Source organism: Pseudomonas synxantha (genome assembly GCF_900105675.1).
GTDB classification, from domain to species: domain Bacteria; phylum Pseudomonadota; class Gammaproteobacteria; order Pseudomonadales; family Pseudomonadaceae; genus Aquipseudomonas; species Aquipseudomonas synxantha.
The window spans coordinates 6,470,887-6,491,042 of record NZ_LT629786.1; the positions used below are offsets into that span (position 1 = coordinate 6,470,887).

General features: G+C 57.6%; 24 protein-coding genes and 2 pseudogenes. 2 read left to right on the forward strand and 24 right to left on the reverse strand.

Annotated elements, in window-relative coordinates; all coding sequences use genetic code 11:
* Positions 1 to 44: 44 nt before the first annotated feature.
* Entirely contained in the window at positions 45 to 2,132 is a 2,088-nt protein-coding gene (locus BLU48_RS29840; RefSeq protein ID WP_057024742.1) for a TonB-dependent receptor, read from the reverse strand.
* 413 nt (positions 2,133 to 2,545) lie between these two features.
* On the opposite strand from BLU48_RS29840, the gene BLU48_RS29845 reads away from it, so the two are divergent.
* Positions 2,546 to 3,832 carry an OprD family porin gene (locus tag BLU48_RS29845; protein WP_057024741.1) on the forward strand — a complete coding sequence of 429 codons (1,287 nt, stop codon included), beginning with the start codon at positions 2,546 to 2,548 and terminating at the stop codon, positions 3,830 to 3,832.
* A gap of 107 nt (positions 3,833 to 3,939) precedes the next feature.
* Here BLU48_RS29845 and BLU48_RS29850 read toward each other — a convergent pair whose 3' ends face one another.
* The 23 genes and pseudogenes from BLU48_RS29850 to BLU48_RS29965 form a co-directional block, all read right to left on the reverse strand.
* On the reverse strand, positions 3,940 to 5,517 hold the full coding sequence (locus tag BLU48_RS29850; protein ID WP_057024740.1) for a M48 family metallopeptidase: 1,578 nt from the start codon (positions 5,515 to 5,517) through the stop codon (positions 3,940 to 3,942).
* A 13-nt stretch (positions 5,518 to 5,530) separates the two neighbouring features.
* Positions 5,531 to 5,896, reverse strand: coding sequence for a hypothetical protein (locus BLU48_RS29855; protein ID WP_057024739.1), 366 nt, complete (start codon positions 5,894 to 5,896; stop codon positions 5,531 to 5,533).
* 37 nt (positions 5,897 to 5,933) lie between these two features.
* Positions 5,934 to 7,277, reverse strand: a complete 1,344-nt coding sequence (locus BLU48_RS29860) for a CHASE2 domain-containing protein (protein WP_057024738.1) — start codon at positions 7,275 to 7,277, stop codon at positions 5,934 to 5,936.
* Positions 7,278 to 7,475: 198 nt separating this feature from the next.
* Positions 7,476 to 7,751: pseudogene (locus BLU48_RS29865) on the reverse strand (DUF3077 domain-containing protein); the annotation flags it as partial.
* Between the two features lie 313 nt (positions 7,752 to 8,064).
* A complete protein-coding gene (locus BLU48_RS29870) occupies positions 8,065 to 8,754 on the reverse strand; it encodes an NYN domain-containing protein (protein WP_057024737.1) in 690 nt (229 codons plus the stop codon).
* 210 nt (positions 8,755 to 8,964) lie between these two features.
* Positions 8,965 to 9,201: a hypothetical protein gene (locus BLU48_RS29875; RefSeq protein ID WP_057024736.1), complete on the reverse strand. Its 237-nt coding sequence runs from the start codon at positions 9,199 to 9,201 to the stop codon at positions 8,965 to 8,967.
* 976 nt (positions 9,202 to 10,177) lie between these two features.
* Positions 10,178 to 10,507, reverse strand: a complete 330-nt coding sequence (locus tag BLU48_RS29885; protein ID WP_057024734.1) for a hypothetical protein — start codon at positions 10,505 to 10,507, stop codon at positions 10,178 to 10,180.
* Position 10,508: 1 nt separating this feature from the next.
* Positions 10,509 to 10,679, reverse strand: a pseudogene (locus tag BLU48_RS32460) (tyrosine-type recombinase/integrase); the annotation flags it as partial.
* Positions 10,680 to 11,163: 484 nt separating this feature from the next.
* Positions 11,164 to 12,072 (reverse strand): ImmA/IrrE family metallo-endopeptidase, encoded by a 909-nt coding sequence (locus BLU48_RS29895; protein ID WP_057024732.1) that lies wholly within the window; start codon positions 12,070 to 12,072, stop codon positions 11,164 to 11,166.
* Between the two features lie 17 nt (positions 12,073 to 12,089).
* Entirely contained in the window at positions 12,090 to 12,401 is a 312-nt protein-coding gene (locus BLU48_RS29900) for a hypothetical protein (protein WP_018606359.1), read from the reverse strand.
* 9 nt (positions 12,402 to 12,410) lie between these two features.
* Positions 12,411 to 12,728 carry a colicin E3/pyocin S6 family cytotoxin gene (locus BLU48_RS29905; RefSeq protein ID WP_307718379.1) on the reverse strand — a complete coding sequence of 106 codons (318 nt, stop codon included), beginning with the start codon at positions 12,726 to 12,728 and terminating at the stop codon, positions 12,411 to 12,413.
* Between the two features lie 379 nt (positions 12,729 to 13,107).
* On the reverse strand, positions 13,108 to 14,256 hold the full coding sequence (locus tag BLU48_RS29915; protein WP_057024731.1) for a site-specific integrase: 1,149 nt from the start codon (positions 14,254 to 14,256) through the stop codon (positions 13,108 to 13,110).
* A complete protein-coding gene (locus BLU48_RS29920; RefSeq protein ID WP_025858917.1) occupies positions 14,253 to 14,459 on the reverse strand; it encodes a hypothetical protein in 207 nt (68 codons plus the stop codon). The genes BLU48_RS29915 and BLU48_RS29920 overlap by 4 nt, the downstream gene beginning before the upstream one ends.
* Positions 14,456 to 15,181: a hypothetical protein gene (locus tag BLU48_RS29925; protein ID WP_057024730.1), complete on the reverse strand. Its 726-nt coding sequence runs from the start codon at positions 15,179 to 15,181 to the stop codon at positions 14,456 to 14,458. The genes BLU48_RS29920 and BLU48_RS29925 overlap by 4 nt, the downstream gene beginning before the upstream one ends.
* The gene (locus BLU48_RS32110) at positions 15,174 to 15,341 is read right to left on the reverse strand and encodes a hypothetical protein (RefSeq protein ID WP_167659865.1); all 168 of its coding nucleotides are present in this window, start codon (positions 15,339 to 15,341) and stop codon (positions 15,174 to 15,176) included. The genes BLU48_RS29925 and BLU48_RS32110 overlap by 8 nt, the downstream gene beginning before the upstream one ends.
* Entirely contained in the window at positions 15,338 to 15,619 is a 282-nt protein-coding gene (locus BLU48_RS29930) for a hypothetical protein (protein ID WP_057024729.1), read from the reverse strand. The genes BLU48_RS32110 and BLU48_RS29930 overlap by 4 nt, the downstream gene beginning before the upstream one ends.
* A complete protein-coding gene (locus BLU48_RS29935; protein WP_057024728.1) occupies positions 15,616 to 16,350 on the reverse strand; it encodes a metallophosphoesterase in 735 nt (244 codons plus the stop codon). Before BLU48_RS29935 ends, BLU48_RS29930 begins: the two co-directional genes overlap by 4 nt.
* Complete coding sequence (locus tag BLU48_RS29940; protein ID WP_057024727.1) at positions 16,347 to 17,093, reverse strand: hypothetical protein; 747 nt, start codon at positions 17,091 to 17,093, stop codon at positions 16,347 to 16,349. The genes BLU48_RS29935 and BLU48_RS29940 overlap by 4 nt, the downstream gene beginning before the upstream one ends.
* Positions 17,090 to 17,347 (reverse strand): hypothetical protein, encoded by a 258-nt coding sequence (locus BLU48_RS29945; RefSeq protein ID WP_057024726.1) that lies wholly within the window; start codon positions 17,345 to 17,347, stop codon positions 17,090 to 17,092. The genes BLU48_RS29940 and BLU48_RS29945 overlap by 4 nt, the downstream gene beginning before the upstream one ends.
* Before the next feature lie 77 nt (positions 17,348 to 17,424).
* The gene (locus BLU48_RS29950) at positions 17,425 to 18,117 is read right to left on the reverse strand and encodes a Rha family transcriptional regulator (RefSeq protein WP_057024725.1); all 693 of its coding nucleotides are present in this window, start codon (positions 18,115 to 18,117) and stop codon (positions 17,425 to 17,427) included.
* 2 nt (positions 18,118 to 18,119) lie between these two features.
* Positions 18,120 to 18,437, reverse strand: a complete 318-nt coding sequence (locus BLU48_RS29955) for a hypothetical protein (protein WP_057024724.1) — start codon at positions 18,435 to 18,437, stop codon at positions 18,120 to 18,122.
* A gap of 31 nt (positions 18,438 to 18,468) precedes the next feature.
* The gene (locus tag BLU48_RS29960) at positions 18,469 to 18,846 is read right to left on the reverse strand and encodes a LuxR C-terminal-related transcriptional regulator (protein WP_057024723.1); all 378 of its coding nucleotides are present in this window, start codon (positions 18,844 to 18,846) and stop codon (positions 18,469 to 18,471) included.
* Positions 18,847 to 18,931: 85 nt separating this feature from the next.
* Positions 18,932 to 19,696 carry a LexA family protein gene (locus tag BLU48_RS29965; RefSeq protein WP_057024722.1) on the reverse strand — a complete coding sequence of 255 codons (765 nt, stop codon included), beginning with the start codon at positions 19,694 to 19,696 and terminating at the stop codon, positions 18,932 to 18,934.
* A 109-nt stretch (positions 19,697 to 19,805) separates the two neighbouring features.
* On the opposite strand from BLU48_RS29965, the gene BLU48_RS29970 reads away from it, so the two are divergent.
* Complete coding sequence (locus BLU48_RS29970) at positions 19,806 to 20,093, forward strand: Cro/CI family transcriptional regulator (RefSeq protein WP_082636717.1); 288 nt, start codon at positions 19,806 to 19,808, stop codon at positions 20,091 to 20,093.
* Positions 20,094 to 20,156 lie beyond the last annotated feature (63 nt).

Below are 20,156 nucleotides of genomic sequence, written 5' to 3' on the forward strand. Positions count from 1 at the left end.
GTGGGAGGGAGCAAGCCCCACCCACAGGTTTCATTTATTCGGCCTTAGAAACTGTAGGTACCGGTGACGACCAGGCTACGCGGCTCTCCCGGTTGAATCTGCGCCGCGCTGGTCGCCGAGGCATAGTAGTTTTTGTCGGCGATATTGTTGAGCGCCGCCCTTATGTCCCATTCCTTCTGACGGAACCCGGCCAGTGCGTCCCAGCGCCCATAGCCCGGCAGCACCACGGTATTGAGGTTGTCGGCGTAACGATCACCTACCAGGGTCAAGCCGGTTTCCGCGTACCAACCCATTTCGGGCTTCCAGGTGATGAACAGGCTGGCATTACGCTTGGCTACGTCGCTGATGCGTTTGCCTTCAAAGCCATTGTTGTCCTTCTCCACCTTGGCGTCCTGCAGCCCCACGCCGCCGCGTACGTACCAATTGTCGACGATCTTGCCGGTGGCGGTCAGCTCCACGCCGCGTGAGCGTTGCAAGCCTGTGAGCAGGGTAATGGTGCGGTCCAGCGGGTCGCTGGTGCGGCGGTTGTAGAGTTCCAGCTCGTACACGGCCAGGGTGGTGCTCAGGCGGTCGTCGAGCCAGTCGCTTTTCACGCCGATTTCTTTTTGCTTGGTCAGCTCGGGGCTCAGGTCATTGGCGCCGCCGGCCGCATTCGGCGTGATACCGATCAGGCCGCCGCCTGCGGGTGTGAAGGTCTTGCTCCACGAGGCATAGAACGAATGATGCTCCAGCGGCGTCCACACCAGGCCGACGCGTGGGCTGGTGCTATGGCTCTTCACGTTTTGCTGGGTATTGAGCAGCTTGCTGGTGGTGTCCACTTCAAAGCGGTCGTAACGCAGCCCGCCCAGGAGCTGCCACTGGTCATTCAGGCGCAGTTGGTCCTGCACGTACAGGGCGCGGCTTTCGACTTCGGTGTGGTTGTTGCTCGAAACGCTCATGCTCCCGGTGTGGCTCAGGTGGCGATTGGGTTGGTTGAGGTCCAGGCCCGGCACGGCCTGGCCGCCTCGATTGACGGCGGTGGCGGAGTACAGCTTCGGATCGCGGCGCTGGCTGCCCAGCTCAATACCGGTGAGCAGGCGGTGCTCCAGGCCGAAGGTGTCGAAACCACCTTCCAGCTCAAGGTTGTTGAACACATTGCGGGTGGTCAGGTCCTGCTGCCAGTGCTGGCGGGTGACGGTGTTGGTTTTCGGGTCGTAGCCGGTCTGGTAGGTGTTGTCGAAATCGCTGTCGAGCTTGAACACTCCGAGGGTGTGGCGCAGTTGCCAGTTGGCGTTGAGCTCATAGGCGAGCTTGGAACGCAGGGACTGGGATGTATCGTCGATGTAATCGCCGCTATCGAAATAAGTGGTGCTGCGGCTTACATCGGCCGGGCGCCCGTTGACCCCGGGTATGCCGCGGTCCGGCGTGCGGTTGTAGCGGCTGTATTCGTATTGCACCAGCCAGTTCAGCTCAGGGGTGAGCTGCCAGCTCATCGACGGTGCGAACAACTGGCGGTTGCCACTGACCCCATCGCGAAAGCTGTTGTTGTCCTGGTTGCCCATGTTCAGGCGCAGGCTGATGGTGTCAGTCGGATCGGTGCTCAGGTCGGCATACAGGCTGCGCAAATCATTGCTGCCGCCTTGGGCTTCGATGCTGGATTTCAGCCCCTGGGTAGGCAGTTTGCTGACGCGGTTGACGATCCCACCCTGGCCGCCGCGCCCGTACAGCACCGCAGCCGGGCCCTTGAGCACTTCGATGCGCTCGATGTTATGCAGGTCGCGCACGTACTGGCTGTCGTCGCGGATGCCGTCCAGATAGAAATCGTTGCTCGCGTCAAAACCGCGTATGCGCAAGCTGTCGAAGCGCGTGTCGGCGCCGCTGCTGACGTTAGGGATGCCGCTCAACGCCTGGCCCAGGTCGTTGGTGCCGTAGGAGCGCAGGCTTTCGGTCTTCACGGAATCGATGGCCTGGGGCACGTAGCGCACAGAAGTGGCGGTGCGAGTGGCGGTGCTGGTTTCCTTGACGCGTGGGTCGTCTTCGTCAGCCTCGGCGTTGATCGAGGTTGCAGGCAATACCGTGGTCGCATTGGCAAAACCGACAGACAGCAAAACAGAGAGCCCTAGGGAAATGGGCGTCAGGCGCGGGACAAGCATGGGGGTGAGTATCCAAATGGTCTGGCAGAGAAATAGTGCGCGAATGGTAATGCTTTGCATTTGCGCGTGTTATCTATTCCCTAAGGTGCTGACTGTTAGAATTGTTACTTGATGTGTTTTCAAGGGATATGGAAGAGAATTGCGGGCGTTTCCAGCGGCGCTTTGGCCCAGTGCTTAGACGAATATCGCCTAAATACAGACGATTCACGAAATTGACACATAGTTCAACGCGCGCATAGGATTGCCCCCAACGCCTGTGGCTAACCACCATGACTCATCCAATAAAAAAAGGCCCGCGGCAGTTCAGTCGTCCGCGGGCCTTCTTTTTGCGGAAGAAAGTCGACACCAGAAAAAAGCAACACGGGGCCTGGTGTCACAGCGCGTACTCAACTCGTACTAAGGAATATAAGAAAATGTTGAAGCAACGGATGAGTCTGATCGCTCTGGGGATTTTGAGCGCATCGACAGCAATGGCAAACGACCAGGAGCAATCCAAGGGTTTCGTTGAAGATAGCCACCTGAACATCGCCGCACGTAACGCCTACATCAGCCGTGACTACAAAAACGGCAAGCAGGACAAAGCCGAATGGGGCCAAGGTTTCATCGGCAAGTTCGAGTCCGGCTTCACCCAAGGCACCGTGGGTGTGGGTGTGGATGTGATCGGTCAATACGCTATTCGTCTGGACGGTGGTAAAGGTCGCAGCGGTGCTGGCGGCATCGACTTCTTCAAGCAAGGTGACAGCGGTGAAGCCGCCAGCGACCTGGCCAAAGGCGGCGCAGCCGTCAAGGCGCGTATCTCCAACACCGTGATCAAGTACGGTCAGCAGATGCCAGCCGTGCCGGTCCTGCAATACGACAACTCGCGCCTGCTGTCGGAAACCTACGAGGGTACCTCGATCGTTTCCAAAGAGATCGCCGGCCTGCAACTGGACGCCGGTCACTTCACCAAGGAAGCTCGCAAGAGCGCCGAGGGCAGCGACAGCGGCCGCTTGAAGAGCATCAACTACATTGGTGGTAGCTACAAATTCACCGAAAGCCTGTCGGCTGCGCTGTACGCCTCCGACATGCAGGACGTGCTGAAGAAGCAATACGTCAACGTCAACTACGTGCTGGCGCTGCCAGAGAAACAATCGCTGACGTTTGACTTCAACGGCTACAAAACCAAGCTCGACCGCAGCTTCGCCCTGGAAAACCAAGGTGATGCCGACGCCCGCGACAACAAGATCTGGAGCCTGGGCGCCACCTGGGCTGTTGGCCCGCACAGCTTCACCATCGCTCACCAGCGCAGCACCGGCGACACCGGCTACCTGTACGGCGGGTACCGTAATGCGGGCGGCATCGGCGATGGCGGCAATACCATCTTGCTGGCCAACTCCTACTGGTCCGACTTCAATGGCAAGGATGAGCGCTCCTGGCAAGCAGGTTACGGCATCGACTTCGCCACCTTCGGCGTACCGGGCCTGACCTACAACATTGCCTACGTGCGCGGCACCAACATCGACGACGGCACCGGCCGTGGCGATGGCACCGAGCGTGAGATCTGGAACCAGTTCAAATACGTCGTACAGAGCGGCCCAGCCAAAGACCTGAGCCTGCGTGCTCGTGCCTCGTGGTTGCGCGTTTCCAACAACGCCAGCAACTACAACGTTGGCGGTAACGAACTGCGCCTGTTCGCCGACTACCCGATCAACGTTTTCTAATTGATCGAGCGTCGCGCCTGATTCCAGGCAATAAGAAACCCCGACTGGTTCGGGGTTTTTTATTGCCTGGCGGCGAGTGTTTTCGCCTGGGTGGAGTGTCCTGAATGTCAGGCCTTGATCGGCGCAAGCTTCTTGCAGTTTTCCTTGCGTGCGGGGTATTGCTCGCACTTGCGCAGCACGGTTTGTACCTGCTGCGTATTCTGCAGTTGCTGGTTGGCCAACAGCTTTTCAGTGATGAACAGTTCTTCCGAGCCCAGATTGCGTTCGGCCTTGTCGATCATAGCCAGCGCCGCTTGCCCATCACCCCGCTTGAGGTGGTAGCTGATCATCAAGTCATAGGTAGAAGGGCCAGCCAGGGACCAGTCCTTGATCGCCTGCAACTCTTTCAGCGCTTCGCTGTTTTTACCCTGGGCCAGGCGCACGGTATAGGCGGTGCGCCGAATACTCGGCTGGTCCCTGACCGGCGAAGCCAGTGCCTGGCGGATAAACCTTTCGGCATCCGGCACTTTGTTTTTCTCCAAGGCATCGATGGCGAAGTACGCATCTTTATAACCCTGCAAGGCCTTCGCCACTTGGGGCGTGTTCTTCATCTTCGACCAGCTTTGCGGGTTGACCCGGGCGCGGCGTTCCTGGCGATATTCGCGTTGCAAGTACTGGCGCAGCTCGGTGTCGCGGTCCATGGCCGACATATGCGAGCGGTTGAAGTACTGGGTGGTTGCGGTGATGCCGGTGGTCAGGCCGTCCTTGACCAGCACGTCCAGCTCTTTGGTGAACTGGTTGAGATTGAACTGCTGCAGCGAATCCTGCATGGCATTCTTGCGCGCCGTGAGAAAGCCCGTGAGCAATGGCTTCTGCTTGCCCTGGAAGTCGTTGAGACGCTCCAGGCTATGGGTGGCGGCGCGCGGGGCGTAACCGGCGCGGATCATCAAGTCGGTGCCGAGCAGGTCGGCCTGGTCTTCCTGGCTGCGGCCCCAGGCGGTGCTCCACACCTGGTCGGAAAAGGTATTGGCCAGGGCGGTGTACAGCACTGTGTTACCGATGGTCTTCTGGGTGCCGGCCGGGTCTTTGCTGAACAGCTTCATCGTTCCGGAGCTGCGGTCGACGCCCGTATCGGCAGCCATGGTGGCCAAGGCGACCGTGGAGGCGACGGTGGTGAACATGTCTTTCTGCTGCTGGAAGGCGGCCATGCGGTCATGGTGATGCAGCAGCACATGGCTCATTTCATGACCAAGCATTGCCGCGATTTCGTCTTCGCTGGCAACGTTGTCGAGCATCCCCAGCGGCACGAACAGGTTGCCGTAAGGGTCCGCCGATGGCCCGAAACCATAACTGTCGGTGATCTTCACCTGTAGCGGCGGCAACTCCCCCGGCCAGCCCTTGGACAAGCGCGTGACAATGCCCTGCAAGTAGCCTTGCAGCATCGGGATATCCACCAGGTTCTGCTGGCGCGCCTCGGCGGCCGGCACCGCCCGCCCGTCATAGCTCAGGCGCTGCTGGCTCTGGCGCTGTGGGTCGAGCTTGTAATACTGGCGCACGTCGGTGTTGTCCACATAGTGGCCCTGGACCCGGGACTGGGTCGAAGGCCCCACCAGGTTCAGAAACGCCTGGTCTGCGCCCTTCAAGGTCGCGCAACCACTGAGCACGGAACAGGCCAACAGGCTGGCTGCCACTCGATATCCCTTCACCGCAACGCTCCTTTTATTGATTGCAACCGGCACCAAAGCCAATGGTGGAATTATTGCGGCTGTCCTTGGCCTGGCTTTTGGTCAGGCCCTGGCAAGGCAGGTCGACGACGTTCAGCGGCGGTTCGATGCGCAGGTCCATGGTGTCCAGCCAGACCTTCTGGCCGGCCAGCTCTACCTGCACCAGGTCCAGCGCCTGGTTGTACTGCAACACCGGCACGGGCTGGGTGGGCGCATCCTTTTTCGCCAGCTCACGCTGTTGCTTGCCCTGTTCGTCGAGCACCGTCACCGGGTCGGCCAGGAACGCTTTGATACTGTGAGTTTCCGCCCAGGCACCTGGGGTGAAGAGGGCGGCGAGCAAGACGATGAGGCTTCTGTTCATCCTTGGGTTCCTTGAGTCAAATAGCAAAGCGGCACACTCAGCGATCGCGGTCGAAGAAGGCTTCGATCCGCTCGCTGAACAACACCAACGACAGCAATACAATGCCCAGCACGTTGACCGGGGTGATGTCATTGAGGCTCAGCAGCACACTGACCGCCGCCAACATCGACATCACCAACAGCCACGACGGGCACGGCGAGGTAAAAAACCAGATTTCCTGGCGCCGCCAACGGCTCCAGGCGCGATGGCCCGCCAGGCGCCGTGCGTGCAGCGCCTTGAGCACAGCAATCAACGCCAGCAGCCCGAGCTCCAGCAGGTCCAGCCAATTGAAGGGCAGGGCGGGGAAATTGGCCGGTTCATGGTCGTAGTTCATGCCTGAATTGATCAGGTTATCCAGGGCCATGGCGTGCAGGTAAACGCCGGGGAGCTGGCCATGTACCGGTGACTCCACCCAGTCCCCGGTGGAGGCGATATTGGCGCCGACCAGCACCAGGCGGTCGTGGAGTAACTCGGCGATCAGGGCTTGGTCGTCCGGCTCGGTGACCTCCAGGTCACTGGCCGACAACGTCAGCGTATAAGGGCACCGCGCCTGGGCCGAGTCATCCAGCTTCCAGAACACGGCCTGGAACAACTGCGCCACCCCGTCCAGCAAGAAATGCCGCGCCGCTGCGCAGTGGCGGATATCAGCAATACGCGCTTGTTCCGGCGCCAGCTTCAGGCCCCATTGCACCGCGATGGGCTGGCGCTGCGCAGCGGTTTGCGCATCCACCGGCGGTGGCTTGCACTCGTGCGTGGCACAGAACTCCCGGTACAGCGCCAAAGCGGGGGTTTCCATCAGCCCGGCCTGGGTGTGCTTGGCCAGTGGATACTTGTCATCCACCCCTTCCCACACCACCAGGGCTGGGCGGCTGACCTGCATAAAAGGCGCCAGCGTATTGGCCTGGCCCGCCTCCGCACGCTTCAGCCCGGTATTGGCCAACCACAGCGGGATGCCCTGGCGTTGATAACGCTCAAACACATTCGCCAGCAACTGACTGCCCCGCGCCGGATCGCCCAACGAGTGGTCGTGGCTATACAGCAAATCCACAAACACCGCCCCAGGCTTGTACGCCAACAAACGCTTAAACAACTTGCTCTGCTCGCCATAGGGCATGGGCCATGAGCTGTCATTGCGCATCAGGTAGGCATCATCAATCAACACCACCGCCACCCGCTGCTGCCCAAGGCTCGGGTAGTGGCTGGCGAACATACGATTGAGCCACTGCGCCGACGCCTTGTCGCTGGAACTGGCCAAGCCGAAAGGATCAAGAATCGCCAGCAACACGATGATGACCGCCAGCCAATAGCGGCGGTATTTGAACAGCGGAGGGTTGGACAACATCCATGTCTCGATAAAAGCGCAAGCAAGGCGGGGTTTTTAAAGGAGTGGGGAGGGGGTGTCAATCGAATAAGTGGCTAAGTGCCATATTGCCTTTGGCTCGCCTTTCGCAAAAAGCCCCGACCTATTCAGGTCAGGGCTTTCCTTTGTGGGAGCTGGGCTTGCCCGCGATGACGTCAGCCCGCGCACCACACGACTTCTTTATTGCTCAACATTCCCAGGCGACTCCAACACCTTCACCACATCATCAATCACCGCCTTGCTCATCTCCTGCAAATAATGCGACGCCCAGGCATAACGGTCCGTGTCCTGCGTCATCGCCGCGTCTTCCGCGAGCAGCTTGGCGAGGTGGAGCAAGTCGGAAACGTGATGCAAGGCTTCATGCAGGGAAACACCGCTGTTGACGCGGAACAAAGGTTGGTCGGAGTGAAAGGAAAAGGGGGTGACGCCGAGGGTGGTTAACGCAGACGCATTTGTAACGTCATTGGTAGAACTCCCGTATCAAAGTGAGAGCTACCACGTTCGTCATTTGAACGAATGCGTGGCGCTAAGGCGCCTGCATCAAGTCGGGTTCTCAGGCCCGGTCGCCAAATCGCAGCGACGGGAACGAGATTAGCGTGGTGGGGCGTGGGGAGCAATCGGGAAAATAGATCTGTTGTGTTTCGAGTCCTACCTGAGCGGTGGGTACTGGTTGCTGATGCTAAGTAGGCGGCTCATGCAATTACCCTGTTTTACAATCTTGGCGCCGGTTACGGTAAAGCACGCCTGATATCAGAGTATGAGGCAAGACCTACCAGTAGGCTGGTTTTACGGCCGGTTTTTTTCGTGTAGGTACTCGGGAGGGGAGCTGATGATCCGCGAGTTCAACTTCGGTTACCACATGACGCATCCAATTCGCATACTGCTTAAGAGAGCCCGGTACCGTGCGCTGTACGCCTTCGCGGTGTGGAAGGATGACTCCTATGCGCAGATCCGCAAAGTCTTCCCGGATCGCTTTTAAGGCTGGCGTCATATCGGTATCGCCCGATACCAAGACGATTTGCTGCGTTCGCTGTTCAGGCGGTAGGAATGATTCACGAGCTGCGAGACGGTACATGCTTATAGCAATATGAACATCCGTTTCCTTCTCCTCTAATTTCCAAACCTCGACTTGATCGGCTCTGGAGGCAGGCGTGTCCTTGTTGACAAAGCGTGGGGCTTTGCCGGATTCAAGCTGATGGCGTCCGTAGAATACCTTTACGTCACGCGCTATCAGGGCACGTAAATACGCGTCCTGGGCTTCTTTGGATTTGATGCCGCGACTGGCAAGGGATGGCTTGACGCCGGAGGTGAAGAAGCTGATGGCGCTGACGAAGCTGTCTGGACATTCGACGCGAACGATATGGGATAGGAGGGACGGGAGGTCAAGCCATTTGTACGGAGTGCCAGCCAGCAGGCCGTAAAACAGGTTGTAACCGTCTACAAAGCAGGCTGTACGCAAAACTCAGTCCCCAGAAACGAAAAAACCGGCACAGGGCCGGTTTCTTCACCCCAACTGCCAGAGAACTTAATCGCTGCGTACGGGGCTGAGTAGTGAGCCCATATTCCACTATTTGTTGAATAGATTCAATCGGGTTGATCATTTTTTTGATCGCCCGGAGTCACTGCATGCTACCTGCGTCATCTGCTGAAAATGCAGAGCAGATCGTCTTCACAGCGTCACAGGTCTCCAACAGAAATCACGAACTACGATGACATTGTTGCCATAAATGATGTGCAGATCGTTTCTCTTAAGCTGTTTCTGGATATTTTCCATCACGACTTCGGCCAGGCGTTCTCGTTCGCAAACCTGGTAGAACTGATCCCATTTCAGAGTCATGCACTCATTCCCATTTTTTCGCATAATCTCGTTGAGTTCTGCTGCAATGCTCTGGGCTGTCTTCGCCATGATAATCCTACAGGTCTTAGTTTCTGAGAGTTGCAGGATTCTTATGCGGGTCTTGCGATATGTCAATGTGAATCTTAAAAAGTCCTTAAAATTGTCTTAGGGCGGACTAAAAAACTTGCTTGAAACCTGTAAAAAACCTCATTAACGAGGCCTTGGAAAGGTGCCAAGGGCATGGTCCTGGTGATGGCACTACCGCGGGACTGGCGGCTCTTTACGGCCGAGAGCCTGGGCATCTCATGATCTGGTCTCCTGAGCACTTCCGAGAAAGTGGACGGGTGGTGCCTGCACTGGCTGACGAGATCAACGCCGCGAGATCCTGAGTCGAGTGAAGGCAGCTATGCGATGACCGGGGGCATGCCTGACTGTCAGTCAGGTGCAGTCCATTCCGTGGACTGCGGCACCATCATCTGCATCGCTGTTGCTGGTGACTTCGGTGTTTGTCACGCCGATTGTCACGAGGGGAAATGCCGCAAAGCCTTGTACGAGTTGGGCTGCAGCAACGGTAGGAGCGCCCGTCTCTTTCCGGAAGAAAGAGACGGGCGCAGGTTGGCGCAAGGAAATGGCCAAGCGGATAGGTTGCTGCAGGGCAGCTATGAAAGGGAATGAGTTGCCGCAGTGGGCACGCAGGGAAAAGTAGGCATCCATCACATCGCTGTGACTGTGCGAGCCGCCGGACGCTAATCGCACTTTGGGTGAACCACCATGGTGTGGCGTAGCCTTAAAGGTTCTGGCTACCTGGGTTGCTGTCAACGACAGCGCTTTGCCCGATCTTTTCTACGCCTGTGGTTAATTCGGGTCAAGGCTCGAATTTTCGGCAGTTCTGCGGCTGTGGATGAAATTATCCACCGGTGGAAATCAGTGGTTTTCCACAGACAGTTGCGCGGGCTTTAGACTTTTTAAGTGAGGTCCATCCAAGCAGGGCGGCTTTGCAGCCCTGTTTGGATGGACCCGCGTGGCAGAGCAGATTGCGAGAGTCTTACGGATGTACGCTTACTTTACTGCGGCACTTTAAAAGCCAAAGCAGTGTTAGCACCGTCGGCCAAAATAACGTGTTGAGAATGTCGTGAGCGCTTGCCTGCCAGCGCCAGTATCCGAAGCTTCCAATATCGTCTCGCCGATCTACCCACTCGCCTGCACACGCAATGATGAAAACAACCAGCCAGCCAAGGTATGGCCTGAATCGTCGGGTGCCAACGCTCAACGTCAAATAGACCACCATGCCCAAATAGATATGCAGCGCGTCTTTTGACAGTCCGGTTGCCGCCACAATGGCGAGCTTGATGCTTTGTGCGGTTGAGATATCCATATCAATTCCCCCTCTCTGCGCCAATGCCAGGCTTCGCCTTTATCCGAGTAACGTTATCTCCGATCTGGTTGGCAAATTCGTGTGGAGTAACATGCTCCTGCCGGTTGGCCTCCAGATACCGGCTCCACCAGTTTATGATCAGTCTGCGCTCCTCAATGAACTCGGCCTTGTGGAAACAGGGGTCAGACCACCATTATTGAAAACATGCTCTGACCCCTATTTTCCCTGACCCCTATTTTCCAGTCCATTCCTTGGGCTGCGGCACCATCATCTGCATCGCTGTTGCTGGCGACTTCGGTGTTTGTCACGCCGATTGTCACGAGGGGAAATGCCGCAAAGCCTTGTACGAGGTGGGCTGCAGCAGTGGTAGGAGCGCCCGTCTCTTTCCGGGAGAAAGAGACGGGCGCAGGTTGGCGCAATGAAATGGCCAAGCGAATAGGTTGCTGCAGGGCAGCTATGAAAGGGAATAAGTTGCCGCAGTGGGCACACTGGTAAAAGTAGGCATTCATCACATCGCTGTGACCGTGCGAGCCGCCGGACGCTAATCGCGCTTTGGGTGAACCACCATGGTGTGGCGTAGCCTTAAAGGTTCTGGCTACCAGGGTTGCTCTCAACGACAGCGCTTTGCCCTATCTTTTCTACGCCGGTCTGATCACTCAACCCCGCAGTTTCAGCTCCCTCACCCGTTTGATCACAAACTGTTCAAACAGAGGGTGCGCGGTCACCACATCGTACATTTCATATTTTGTGAATGCTCGGATAACGGCTCCGCAAATTTCCGCCTCGTCGAGCGCTTTGTTTTTGCCGTAAGCAGCAGCAAGAATGCCGTTCATGTTCTGCAAATATCCCTGCGTGTCAGTGTCATGCAGGATTTGGTTGAAGACTTCCCGCCACGGCCTTTTGTCTACTTCCCGTATGTCGCGGCCGATGAAGGTCCAGCTCATATAAAACTGGCCGTCTATTTCAAAGCTTTCGAAACGACAGTCTGTCTGAAAGGTTTCGCTGCTGACTTCGGCGTTTCGTTCTGGCGGGTACGGCGCCGTTTGGGATCTTCGCGTGCTGAGAACTCTGGATGTGCTGTCCACTTGTACGCAAATCACGGGCTGCGGGAGCGGGCGTAATATTTTATTGAATGTTGCTTCTTTGGATGCCCCAGCCTGGGTAAGGACCGAGCGGAAATAGTGCTCCACACTGGGTGCGGCTTTGTAGGCTTCAAGCAACCAGTCAGATGGCATCAACAGCTCTGCGGCAAAGCGATTGGCTTCGGTCTCCATTTGGCTGTAGGCAGCATCCACTTCCCGGTTCTCCAGGTGGGAGACGATTGTGCCTGTGTGCCATGGGATAACTACGTGCCCGATTTCATGGGCCAGCGTAAATTTTCGACGGGTAGCAGGTGCGCTTGAGTTGATCAGGATGCGGGGCTTGGTTGCAGCACCAATACCAATGGTGATTCCGTCCACGCCGAACGGCAGTTCAAGGTATTCAAGCTCTCCATAGGCAGAGGCTAGCTGTTCTAGATCGTAAGGCGGTGTCAGCTTGCGGATGGCCAGGACGCGACTGGCCATTTTTTCTTCTGGGGTCACTAGATCTTGCCCACGCTGCGTAGCCAGGCTTCGACTTTGGTCGCTTCAGCGACCGATCGTGCGCGTGCAGCAATCGCAAATTTGTCTTGATCGAGTTGGTCCTTAAGAGAGGTGCCGTACTTGTGGGCAGTCAATACAAAAGGTAAGACAGACGGGGTGGTTGACCACAGTTGGTACTCTTCCCACTTCATGCCCAGGTATTCATGCAGTTGCATGTCGGCACCTTGACGGCCCTCGTGCCAGTCCTCGACGAATCGGTCGATCTCTTCTTCCAGCACATCGCCTTTAAGGCAAAGCTCTACAAAATTCATATGAACCTCTCAGTTCGGTTTGATCCTTCGTCCGCGGACGGCAGGTTTCAAAGCAAGCCCGGTTTCAGGGCAGACCGAACCCAGGTGAAAGCCACGTCGGTCGAAGACTTCAAACTCGCCGTGAAGCGAATCCCATGAGTAGTATCGTTGCTCTACGGCATCAAAGTAATACTTACGGCCACCCTCTACATACGCGACTCTGAAACCGCTGACAATAGAAGGATCAGGCCTAGGTTTGCCGCCCATCCAAGGTTCCCTTAATCCTGAAAACTGGTCCCGGCGTTTTCGCCAAGGAGGGGCCGGACTATACCGTAGCTGGATTGGCATGGGCCGCAGGCTGGAGTGCGGATTCGTTTCAAGAAATCGCAAACTGCATATGAGGGAGCCTGGGATCTCCAGAACGAAAAAACCCGCCAGAAGGCGGGTTTTTCGGGGGTTCCAGAGATTTTGAAAGCCTTCTCTGGAACCTTGTATGGTGCCGGCACCAGGAGTCGAACCCGGGACCTACTGATTACAAGTCAGCTACCTTAGTGAGGATCGGTCTAGCGTGTAGCGGATCTTTTGTACGCTAGGTGCGCCGCTTTCGCCCTTATTTTGCTGCTACCTGCTCCATTGATGTACGCGAAAAATACTGAGGTTCTGTCCAGCATTCTCTACCACTTGGCTGTGGATAAATCTGTGGGCATCTTTCGGTTTAATCAGTTGCTCAATCGCCAGACGGGTTCACGGTTGGAATGCTGAGGTCGTACACATCCATCATGGATTCGTCCTTGTGGCCAGAGGCTTGTTGCTTGTCTGCCCGGGTGCCCACCGTGTCGGTGATGCCCTTGCGCTTGAAGTCGTGCATCCCGAATCGCTGCTCTTCAGTTAGAACGCCTTTCTCGATCGCCTGCACGATCAGCCGCTGGAAGGCTGTATCAAGACCCGACTTCGACAACTGTCTGCCGGTGGCGGCAATAATCAGGAAGCGCTGGTCTGCCCGGATTGGTACAGGCACACGTTTTCGCTCCCACGTCTCCGACCTGACGGCCTTGGCCGCATCCCATGCGGCGCGTAGCCGAGGCGTCCAGCGAACGATATTGTCCCGGCTACCCTTCCGGCGGTTGGTCAGCACGCCCTCGGCGAGCTCGTTCTCGTCGGTTAGGGTGATTGTCTCGATACCGCGCAGACGGCAGAGATAGCCGATCTCCATCACATACCACAGGTAAGGTGAGCACGCCCCGGGCTGCCCGCTCTTGAGCTGGCCTTGCTGCTGCGCGAACCTGATCAGGTTGATCATCACCGTGTCGTCGGGCAGCCTCCGCTGCTTGCGCTCTTTGGGCGACTCGATGCCTTTTGCGGGGTTATCCTTCACGAACCCCCGGTTACGGCCCCACTGCATCACGCGGCGCAGGTAGCGCAGGGCGTGTGCGGCCTTCGATGGTTTCCCTTCCTGGGCGATCTTGTCGATTACCCGCTGGATCAGTGCCGGCGTGAACTTGAGTACGGCCAGCTCGCCCAATGGCTTGCCCAGTTTTGTCGGGAACGCCAGTAGCACGTCGCGGGAATAGACGTAGTCGTCGTGGGTTTTCTCGCTGAGCACCTTGTATTGGTCGCTCTTGTGGAATTCGTCGCACAGATACTGGAGGCTGTCGCGGTCTACGCCATTGCGCTCCTCGATGAGGCGGTGGAGCTCTGAAAGCGTCACATTGCCCGCGCACAGGTTCTGCCGCTGGCGCCGGCCGGCCTCGTTGAAATACAGGATGTACCAGCACCCCGCCCCGCGGTGGTCGAAATACACCGAGCGTGGCAGGGCCGCCTGGTCAATATGTCCAGGGATGTTCGGGTTGTGCTGGCGCTTCCTTCCTCGCTTCATACAATGTCCGCATCATACTTTTCTTGATCGATTGGCTTGAGGCCGCCCGCCTGGTTGACCAGGTCGACGGTGGTCCAGGGCCCCTTTCTTCCGAGGAATATCCGTATTCCTTCCCCGCGCAACGCCTTCTCCACGTCAGCACGCCGCGTATATCCGGTGATCCGCTGCAACTCCTCAAACTCTATGACTCTAGCTGCGCTCATGTCTGCCCGCCTTCGTGTCGCGACACGTTTTCGTTATCTGCGGATTGTGTCGCGATCTCTTTCGGCCCGGCGCCAAGGATCGGCGTCTTACGATAGCACTCAGCCGGAAAGCCATACTCCCGGCAGGCGCAACCCTCGCCACATTCATCTTCGCGCTGCTCGATCCGCAACAGGCCGTGCTTCACCGCAATGTCTTGAATGTCGCCGCCGTCAAAGCTGCCGCCCTCGAAGCTGGCGTTGATCATCTCGACGGCGAATGCTTTGAGCTGGCCGCGCTCCGCAACTGCCGCCTTTACACGGGATGGTAGGTCGCTGAATCCGTGGCGCTTAAGTGGTTCTTCCGGACCGCGAACTTCGATTGCGGTGTTGCGGAGCAGATCGGAGAGCCGGTCACACAGGTCCGCTGCTTCCTGTTCGTCAGCTGAGAGCTTCTGGATCTGCTCGCGCTGCGTTCTCAGGGCTTCGTCCGGCACCAGGGTGTGGCCCGGCAGATCGCCGCCCAGGTACGCCAGCAAGGTCTGCGCCTCGTCGTGGTACATGTGGCGCTCGGCCTGGTTCTCGTCCTGGTCGTGCTCGCCATCCACGAAACGCTTGAGCAGGAAGGCCAGAGCTTGACGCTCGGTCTCCAGATCCTTGAAGGCAGATGCGGATGGCAGTTCGCCCCGGCAAAAGGCCAGGCGCTGTGCGGCGTCGAGTGACCCGTAGTCGATTTTTTTATTCATGACTCGCCCCTCGCTGAAAGTGGTCAGCCAGCACCCGGCGGGCGTCGATACCGCACGATGCCGACATGGCGTAGATCTGGCCGAAGGTGGTCTCCCGGCGCTGCAGGGCGTTGAATAGATCGATCAGGCGCTGGCCCTTGGTACCGTTGCGACGAGTCATAGCTGGAACCCTTTTCCCGGTGGGCGTGGAGTGGTGTGCAATTGCTCGCTTTGGCACATGGAAGTTGCCAGGGAAGCCCGTGCCGCCTGGCTTTCGTCGGCGGCAGTGCCGGTGGGCGTCTGTAGGAGCGAGCTGTCCGGCAGGCAGCTGATACCGGTGTTGTTCAAAATCCAGCAGGTGACGCCGCGCACGCTGTCGTGCTGGACATCGATCAGTTGCTCGCCGGCCGTGGCCTGACCATCGATCAGCAGCAGGATCATGGTGATGATGGTTTTCATGGCTGTTCCTCCCAGTCCCAGTTCAGTTTCGGATTTACCGGCGGGTAGCATTGCAGGGTTACCAGGTCGATCAATGTGAAGTGGCCACCCATCCAGGCGCCGGTGTCGATGTGGTAGACGTTGCCGAGGATTGCCGGCTGGCGCACTGGTGTGTGCCCGACGATGACCGCGCGCACGCCACTGACTCCTTCATGGTTTTCGTCCGTGATACGGCTGCGCGACCACTGGCAAATAGCGTCCACGTTCAGCAGACCAGGCATCTTGCCGTTGAGCGCATCTCGCAGCGTCGACCACACAGGGAAAGGGCAATCGGCGTGCACGATCCCGACCAAACCTTCAGCGGTCACAACCTCAATCGCCACGGGTAGGTCAGCCAGCAAGGCGGCATAGCAGCCACGCTCTACAGAGGGCAGGCCCAGCATCCAGGCGCCACCGTTCTCGACGTGCAGGTTGCCCGCGCGGCCATCAGGGTCGAAGTGATAGGCGTCGTACACCATCGCCTCATGGTTGCCCTGGACGGCGAAGAACCACGGCTTGGCCAGCCATGTATCCACATCCGCAGATTCAGGCCCGCGGTCGACCAGATCCCCCACGCTGAACAGACGGTCAGCGGCAGGGTTGAAATCGATAGCGTCCAGCGCGGCCTGCAGCTTAGTGAAGTGCCCGTGCACGTCGCCGACGGCGAAGTCTCGGCCGGCGGTGTTGAGTTCGAATCGCTGGAACTTGTTCATGGGCGAGCCTCCCCGGCGATCATTGCCAGTTGGGCCAGCAGGTCATCGGTACGCCCGTAGAAGCGGCCGGTGTCCTCGTTGATGAATTGGCCCAGCACCTCGGCCACCGCCGGGCTGGCGGTCAATCCGCCCAGGTCGCAAACTGCTACGTTTGTAGCAATATCGCTCGATGGTTCATGCACGAATGCATCAGCCTTGATCTGCAGCACCTTCACCGGGCGGATGCCTTTTTTCTGGCTGACCCAGTTGCTGTCGGGATAGCTCCAGGGAAGCATGTGCATGCACCATGCCGTGGCCGATCCTTCCTTCTGTGTGCTGGACCAGTAGGTGTGCGTGCAGGCGAAGGCGTTGGGCGCATCCGTGTCGTTTCCGAATCCACTTTGACGGCCCCAGTCCTTGATCTGGAGAAGGTTGGAGCGCAGCAGGTTCAGCTCCTCAATGGCCGGAATGTGCCAGCCCCAGGAACCGCGCACGTTCATGGCCAGCACCTGGCGCGCGATGGCGCTGCCTTCCTCGGCCATTGCCTTGGTGTTGGCCATGCCGTCGTAGCGGCTTTGGGTGCCACGGATTCGAGGCTTGGGGCCATCTTGGTCCCACCAATGGGCGGTGGTCTCAAAATCTCGGCCGGCGTCGATCAGCGCGAACTCGGCACCGTCGAAGAATATCCGGCCAGCGTAGAAGCCGCCGGCGAATGGTTGGCCGATCGCGGGCAGGGCGGCGGGGGATATCTGGCGGCGTTTCATTCGGTACCCTCCATCAAATTGCCCGTGGTCATGCCGAACACCACCGCTTCTGTACCCAGGGCTTTCTGCCCATAGGGAAGCTGTGCGATCAGTGGCTGCGCATCGTTCAGGCTTGGCAGTTTGAACACCACGGTCAGATAGGCGGGCTCGGCGCCGATCATTCGCAGGCGGTCGTCGATGTGCATTGGGTCGGCAGGTTCAGGAATAATTTGTGGAATATTTTGTAGTGCGTTTTGTTGTTCAGCGGTGCTCATTTCACTTTCTCCGGGCAAGCCGAGGGCGTGCCGATTAACTTGGCTATCAACGGAAGTTGATGTATTACTTGGTGGAGCTAGTGTTGCGTGCTGGAACTACCGATAAGTAGCGATCCGGCGTACTTGACGAACTCTACTGTTGCGTCCCTTGCCTTCTTGGCTGCCTCCTTGTGGCCCTCGCCAGCATCGAGACTGGCCTTGAGCTGATTACGGAACACTGCCTGCAAAGTTGTCAGCAGTAGCTGCTGGTCCAGGGTCAGAGTTTCACGCTGACCCGCAGCAATACCCATTGCCGAATTGATCGCTTTGTTGGCGTTGATATGGAAAATCTTTTCTGGCGTGGTGCTACCGCGCTCTTCTGCGCGAAGTGCCAGGGCTTTAACTTCGTCGTGCATTTCTTTGTAAAGCGGCAGGTACTGCAAGTTGCTGACAGTTTCCTTGTTGCGCGCCTCACGAAAGGCCATGACCAAATCGGCCTTGAGGTCGACAACTACTTCTGTGTTGCGGGAAAGTGCCAACAGGTAGTACGACTGATCTTCGTTGAGTAGCGCGAATTTCTCTGGTCGACCACCAGCAGAACCAGCTTTAGGTTTATCCGTTTGAAACGGAAGAACCCCGAACCGCTGAAACTTCGGTTCGTACTTCTCGATCAGCTCAATCGTGCTCTTGTGATTGTTGCCCAGGTCCATGGCGATCAGGCGGCTATCAATCCGTGGCTCGCCTCGAAATGTGGTCACTTGAAGATTAATGCTGCCTCCGACTGTGAGCATGGTTAGCAGTAACCGTCTGCCGTTCTGGCCTTGACGATCTGGCGTACTTGATCAGGGGTGAACACCAGCGCTGACTGAAAGCCGCTGGAGGCCGTGCGTGCGCGCTTCGGCTCGAAGCCCAGGCGCATCACATAGCGACGGGCTGCGCTGCGATCCATTTTGATGAGGTCCGCCAACTCCCGGAGGGTGGTCAGCTTTGCCGGAGCGCACCCGCCAGCATCCTCGACAAGCTTGAGGTCCGATTTCTGGACCTCAACACGAACATGCGGAGCGGACACCTGAGCGGCCTCGGATTCAATCGCAATGGTTACGTTGATCATGGGCCGTTCCTGCCTCAGAGATTCAGGTTGGTTAAGCAGCATGGAAAGCCTCGATGCGGCGGACGGCCACGCGAGTTTCAATGCGGCGTTCGCCTGGGCGGCGGATGCGGTTCATGGAGTTATCGTTTGTGGCGGACTGCCCAACGAGGACTGCACAGATGGTCAGGATCATTGGGCTGATCAAGCCCCGGCGGAAGGCCTCGGCGACCAGTGCCGGTCGTTTATAGACGCCAAGCTTGTGCATGCAGGACTCGATTCGACCCTTGATTGAGCGCGGCGAGAGCCCGTCATGCTTGGCGATCTCTTTGTCAGTCTGGCCGGCAGCAACGGCCAGCAGGCAAGACAGCTCGCGTTCGGCTAGGCCGAGCCCGAGGTTTCCTTTCCATGTACCGTTGCTGATGAATTGCATGATGGGCCACCCGTGACCAAAGTTGGTTTCAGGTGGCTATAGTGCTGGCGGGATTTATTCGTGTCAATCCTTGCGGGATTATTTTTTACAGTCCGGGTATTTTTGCATCGACAACGCGACCAATGATCTCCCAGTCGTCATCAATCTCTACTGGCTTGTAAGCTGGGTTGAGTGGGATGAGATACTCCGTGCCCGCGTCATACAGGTATTGCTTGAAGGTTTTTTCTCCATCGCGGTGCCGTGCTATGTAAAACTTTCCACTGATCAGATCGAAGCCTTCAGGCTTGACCAGGATTTTCGTACCCTCGGGAAAGCTGGGGTTGGTCTGGGAAGTCATCGATGGGCCTCTCACGTCGAGCCAATAGCCGGTATCGCCAGCATTTTCGGTTGAGTCAAGATGCTCGTCCGCGTGGCCTGCGCGATAATTGTCTGGCGACTCCGCCCGATCACCCGCTGCAATCCAACTAATCAATGGATAGCTCCTTGCTGCCTTCCATGGTTGCTGAGTAGGCGCTACGTTCGACTCAGAAATCTCGGCGAAGAACCTCACGTGCTCTAGAGCCTTTTCTGACAGAGAGGCGTTCGCCTCCCCCATTACAGCAATAGCCTTGGCCAAGCGCGGGCTGAAGCTCGAAACAGGGACCCCAAGAAGCCTGGCCACCTTTGCGGCGAACTCAACGTTCAGGGCATTCCTGCCGTTCAGGTAATGGCTGAATGACCCCTGGTTCATACCAAGCGCCTCTGCTGCCGTCTCCTGAGTCAGGCCAAGCTCTTTTCGCTTTTCCCAGAATATTGATTTGAGTGTCGCGCACTCTTCAAGTCGCTCTGGTGACAGGGTTTTCTTTTTCATGAGGAGAACCTTATGTCTGGCGGCATTGAAATTCAAATCCCGCAAGCATTGACTTTAAAAAATCCCGCCAGCACTATTTAAAAAGAACCGAAATAGTGGAGTCACTCCGGTGCAGCGAATTCCTCTTGCTGAATACGCAGCAAAGCGACATGCCGGGACAGCCGAGAAGCTCGGAATGAGCCAAGGCTCTTTGAGCAAGGCTATCCGTGAAGGGCGGTCCATCTTCGTGATCGTGTCCGAAGACGGAAACCTATCCGCCCTCGAAGAAAAACCATTTCCTGGACAGAGGCGGCATAGCTCGCCCAACCAACACCCACAGAATAGTCCCCTAGGGTCTGGAGTGTCAGGTTCAGAAGTCCCTGTGAATTCATCCAGTACACAGCAGGAAATTCCATGAACAACCGCAACCCATCCCGGTTTTTGCTGTCTGGCTGACTTTTCTCCAGGCAACAAAAAGCCC

Excerpts from the sequence above, each read along its gene's own strand:
- BLU48_RS29905 (WP_307718379.1), bottom strand. The coding sequence starts at position 12,728 with ATGCCAATCCAGCTACGGTATAGTCCGGCCCCTCCTTGGCGAAAACGC.
- BLU48_RS29895 (WP_057024732.1), bottom strand. The coding sequence starts at position 12,072 with ATGGCCAGTCGCGTCCTGGCCATCCGCAAGCTGACACCGCCTTACGAT.
- BLU48_RS29940 (WP_057024727.1), bottom strand. The coding sequence starts at position 17,093 with ATGAAACGCCGCCAGATATCCCCCGCCGCCCTGCCCGCGATCGGCCAA.
- BLU48_RS29920 (WP_025858917.1), bottom strand. The coding sequence starts at position 14,459 with ATGAGCGCAGCTAGAGTCATAGAGTTTGAGGAGTTGCAGCGGATCACC.
- BLU48_RS29965 (WP_057024722.1), bottom strand. The coding sequence starts at position 19,696 with ATGAAAAAGAAAACCCTGTCACCAGAGCGACTTGAAGAGTGCGCGACA.
- BLU48_RS29950 (WP_057024725.1), bottom strand. The coding sequence starts at position 18,117 with ATGCTCACAGTCGGAGGCAGCATTAATCTTCAAGTGACCACATTTCGA.
- BLU48_RS29855 (WP_057024739.1), bottom strand. The coding sequence starts at position 5,896 with ATGAACAGAAGCCTCATCGTCTTGCTCGCCGCCCTCTTCACCCCAGGT.
- BLU48_RS29955 (WP_057024724.1), bottom strand. The coding sequence starts at position 18,437 with ATGATCAACGTAACCATTGCGATTGAATCCGAGGCCGCTCAGGTGTCC.
- BLU48_RS29900 (WP_018606359.1), bottom strand. The coding sequence starts at position 12,401 with ATGAATTTTGTAGAGCTTTGCCTTAAAGGCGATGTGCTGGAAGAAGAG.
- BLU48_RS29960 (WP_057024723.1), bottom strand. The coding sequence starts at position 18,846 with ATGCAATTCATCAGCAACGGTACATGGAAAGGAAACCTCGGGCTCGGC.
- BLU48_RS29935 (WP_057024728.1), bottom strand. The coding sequence starts at position 16,350 with ATGAACAAGTTCCAGCGATTCGAACTCAACACCGCCGGCCGAGACTTC.
- BLU48_RS29885 (WP_057024734.1), bottom strand. The coding sequence starts at position 10,507 with ATGGATATCTCAACCGCACAAAGCATCAAGCTCGCCATTGTGGCGGCA.
- BLU48_RS29845 (WP_057024741.1), top strand. The coding sequence starts at position 2,546 with ATGTTGAAGCAACGGATGAGTCTGATCGCTCTGGGGATTTTGAGCGCA.
- BLU48_RS29925 (WP_057024730.1), bottom strand. The coding sequence starts at position 15,181 with ATGAATAAAAAAATCGACTACGGGTCACTCGACGCCGCACAGCGCCTG.
- BLU48_RS29930 (WP_057024729.1), bottom strand. The coding sequence starts at position 15,619 with ATGAAAACCATCATCACCATGATCCTGCTGCTGATCGATGGTCAGGCC.
- BLU48_RS29875 (WP_057024736.1), bottom strand. The coding sequence starts at position 9,201 with ATGGCGAAGACAGCCCAGAGCATTGCAGCAGAACTCAACGAGATTATG.
- BLU48_RS29945 (WP_057024726.1), bottom strand. The coding sequence starts at position 17,347 with ATGAGCACCGCTGAACAACAAAACGCACTACAAAATATTCCACAAATT.
- BLU48_RS29860 (WP_057024738.1), bottom strand. The coding sequence starts at position 7,277 with ATGTTGTCCAACCCTCCGCTGTTCAAATACCGCCGCTATTGGCTGGCG.
- BLU48_RS32110 (WP_167659865.1), bottom strand. The coding sequence starts at position 15,341 with ATGACTCGTCGCAACGGTACCAAGGGCCAGCGCCTGATCGATCTATTC.
- BLU48_RS29915 (WP_057024731.1), bottom strand. The coding sequence starts at position 14,256 with ATGAAGCGAGGAAGGAAGCGCCAGCACAACCCGAACATCCCTGGACAT.
- BLU48_RS29840 (WP_057024742.1), bottom strand. The coding sequence starts at position 2,132 with ATGCTTGTCCCGCGCCTGACGCCCATTTCCCTAGGGCTCTCTGTTTTG.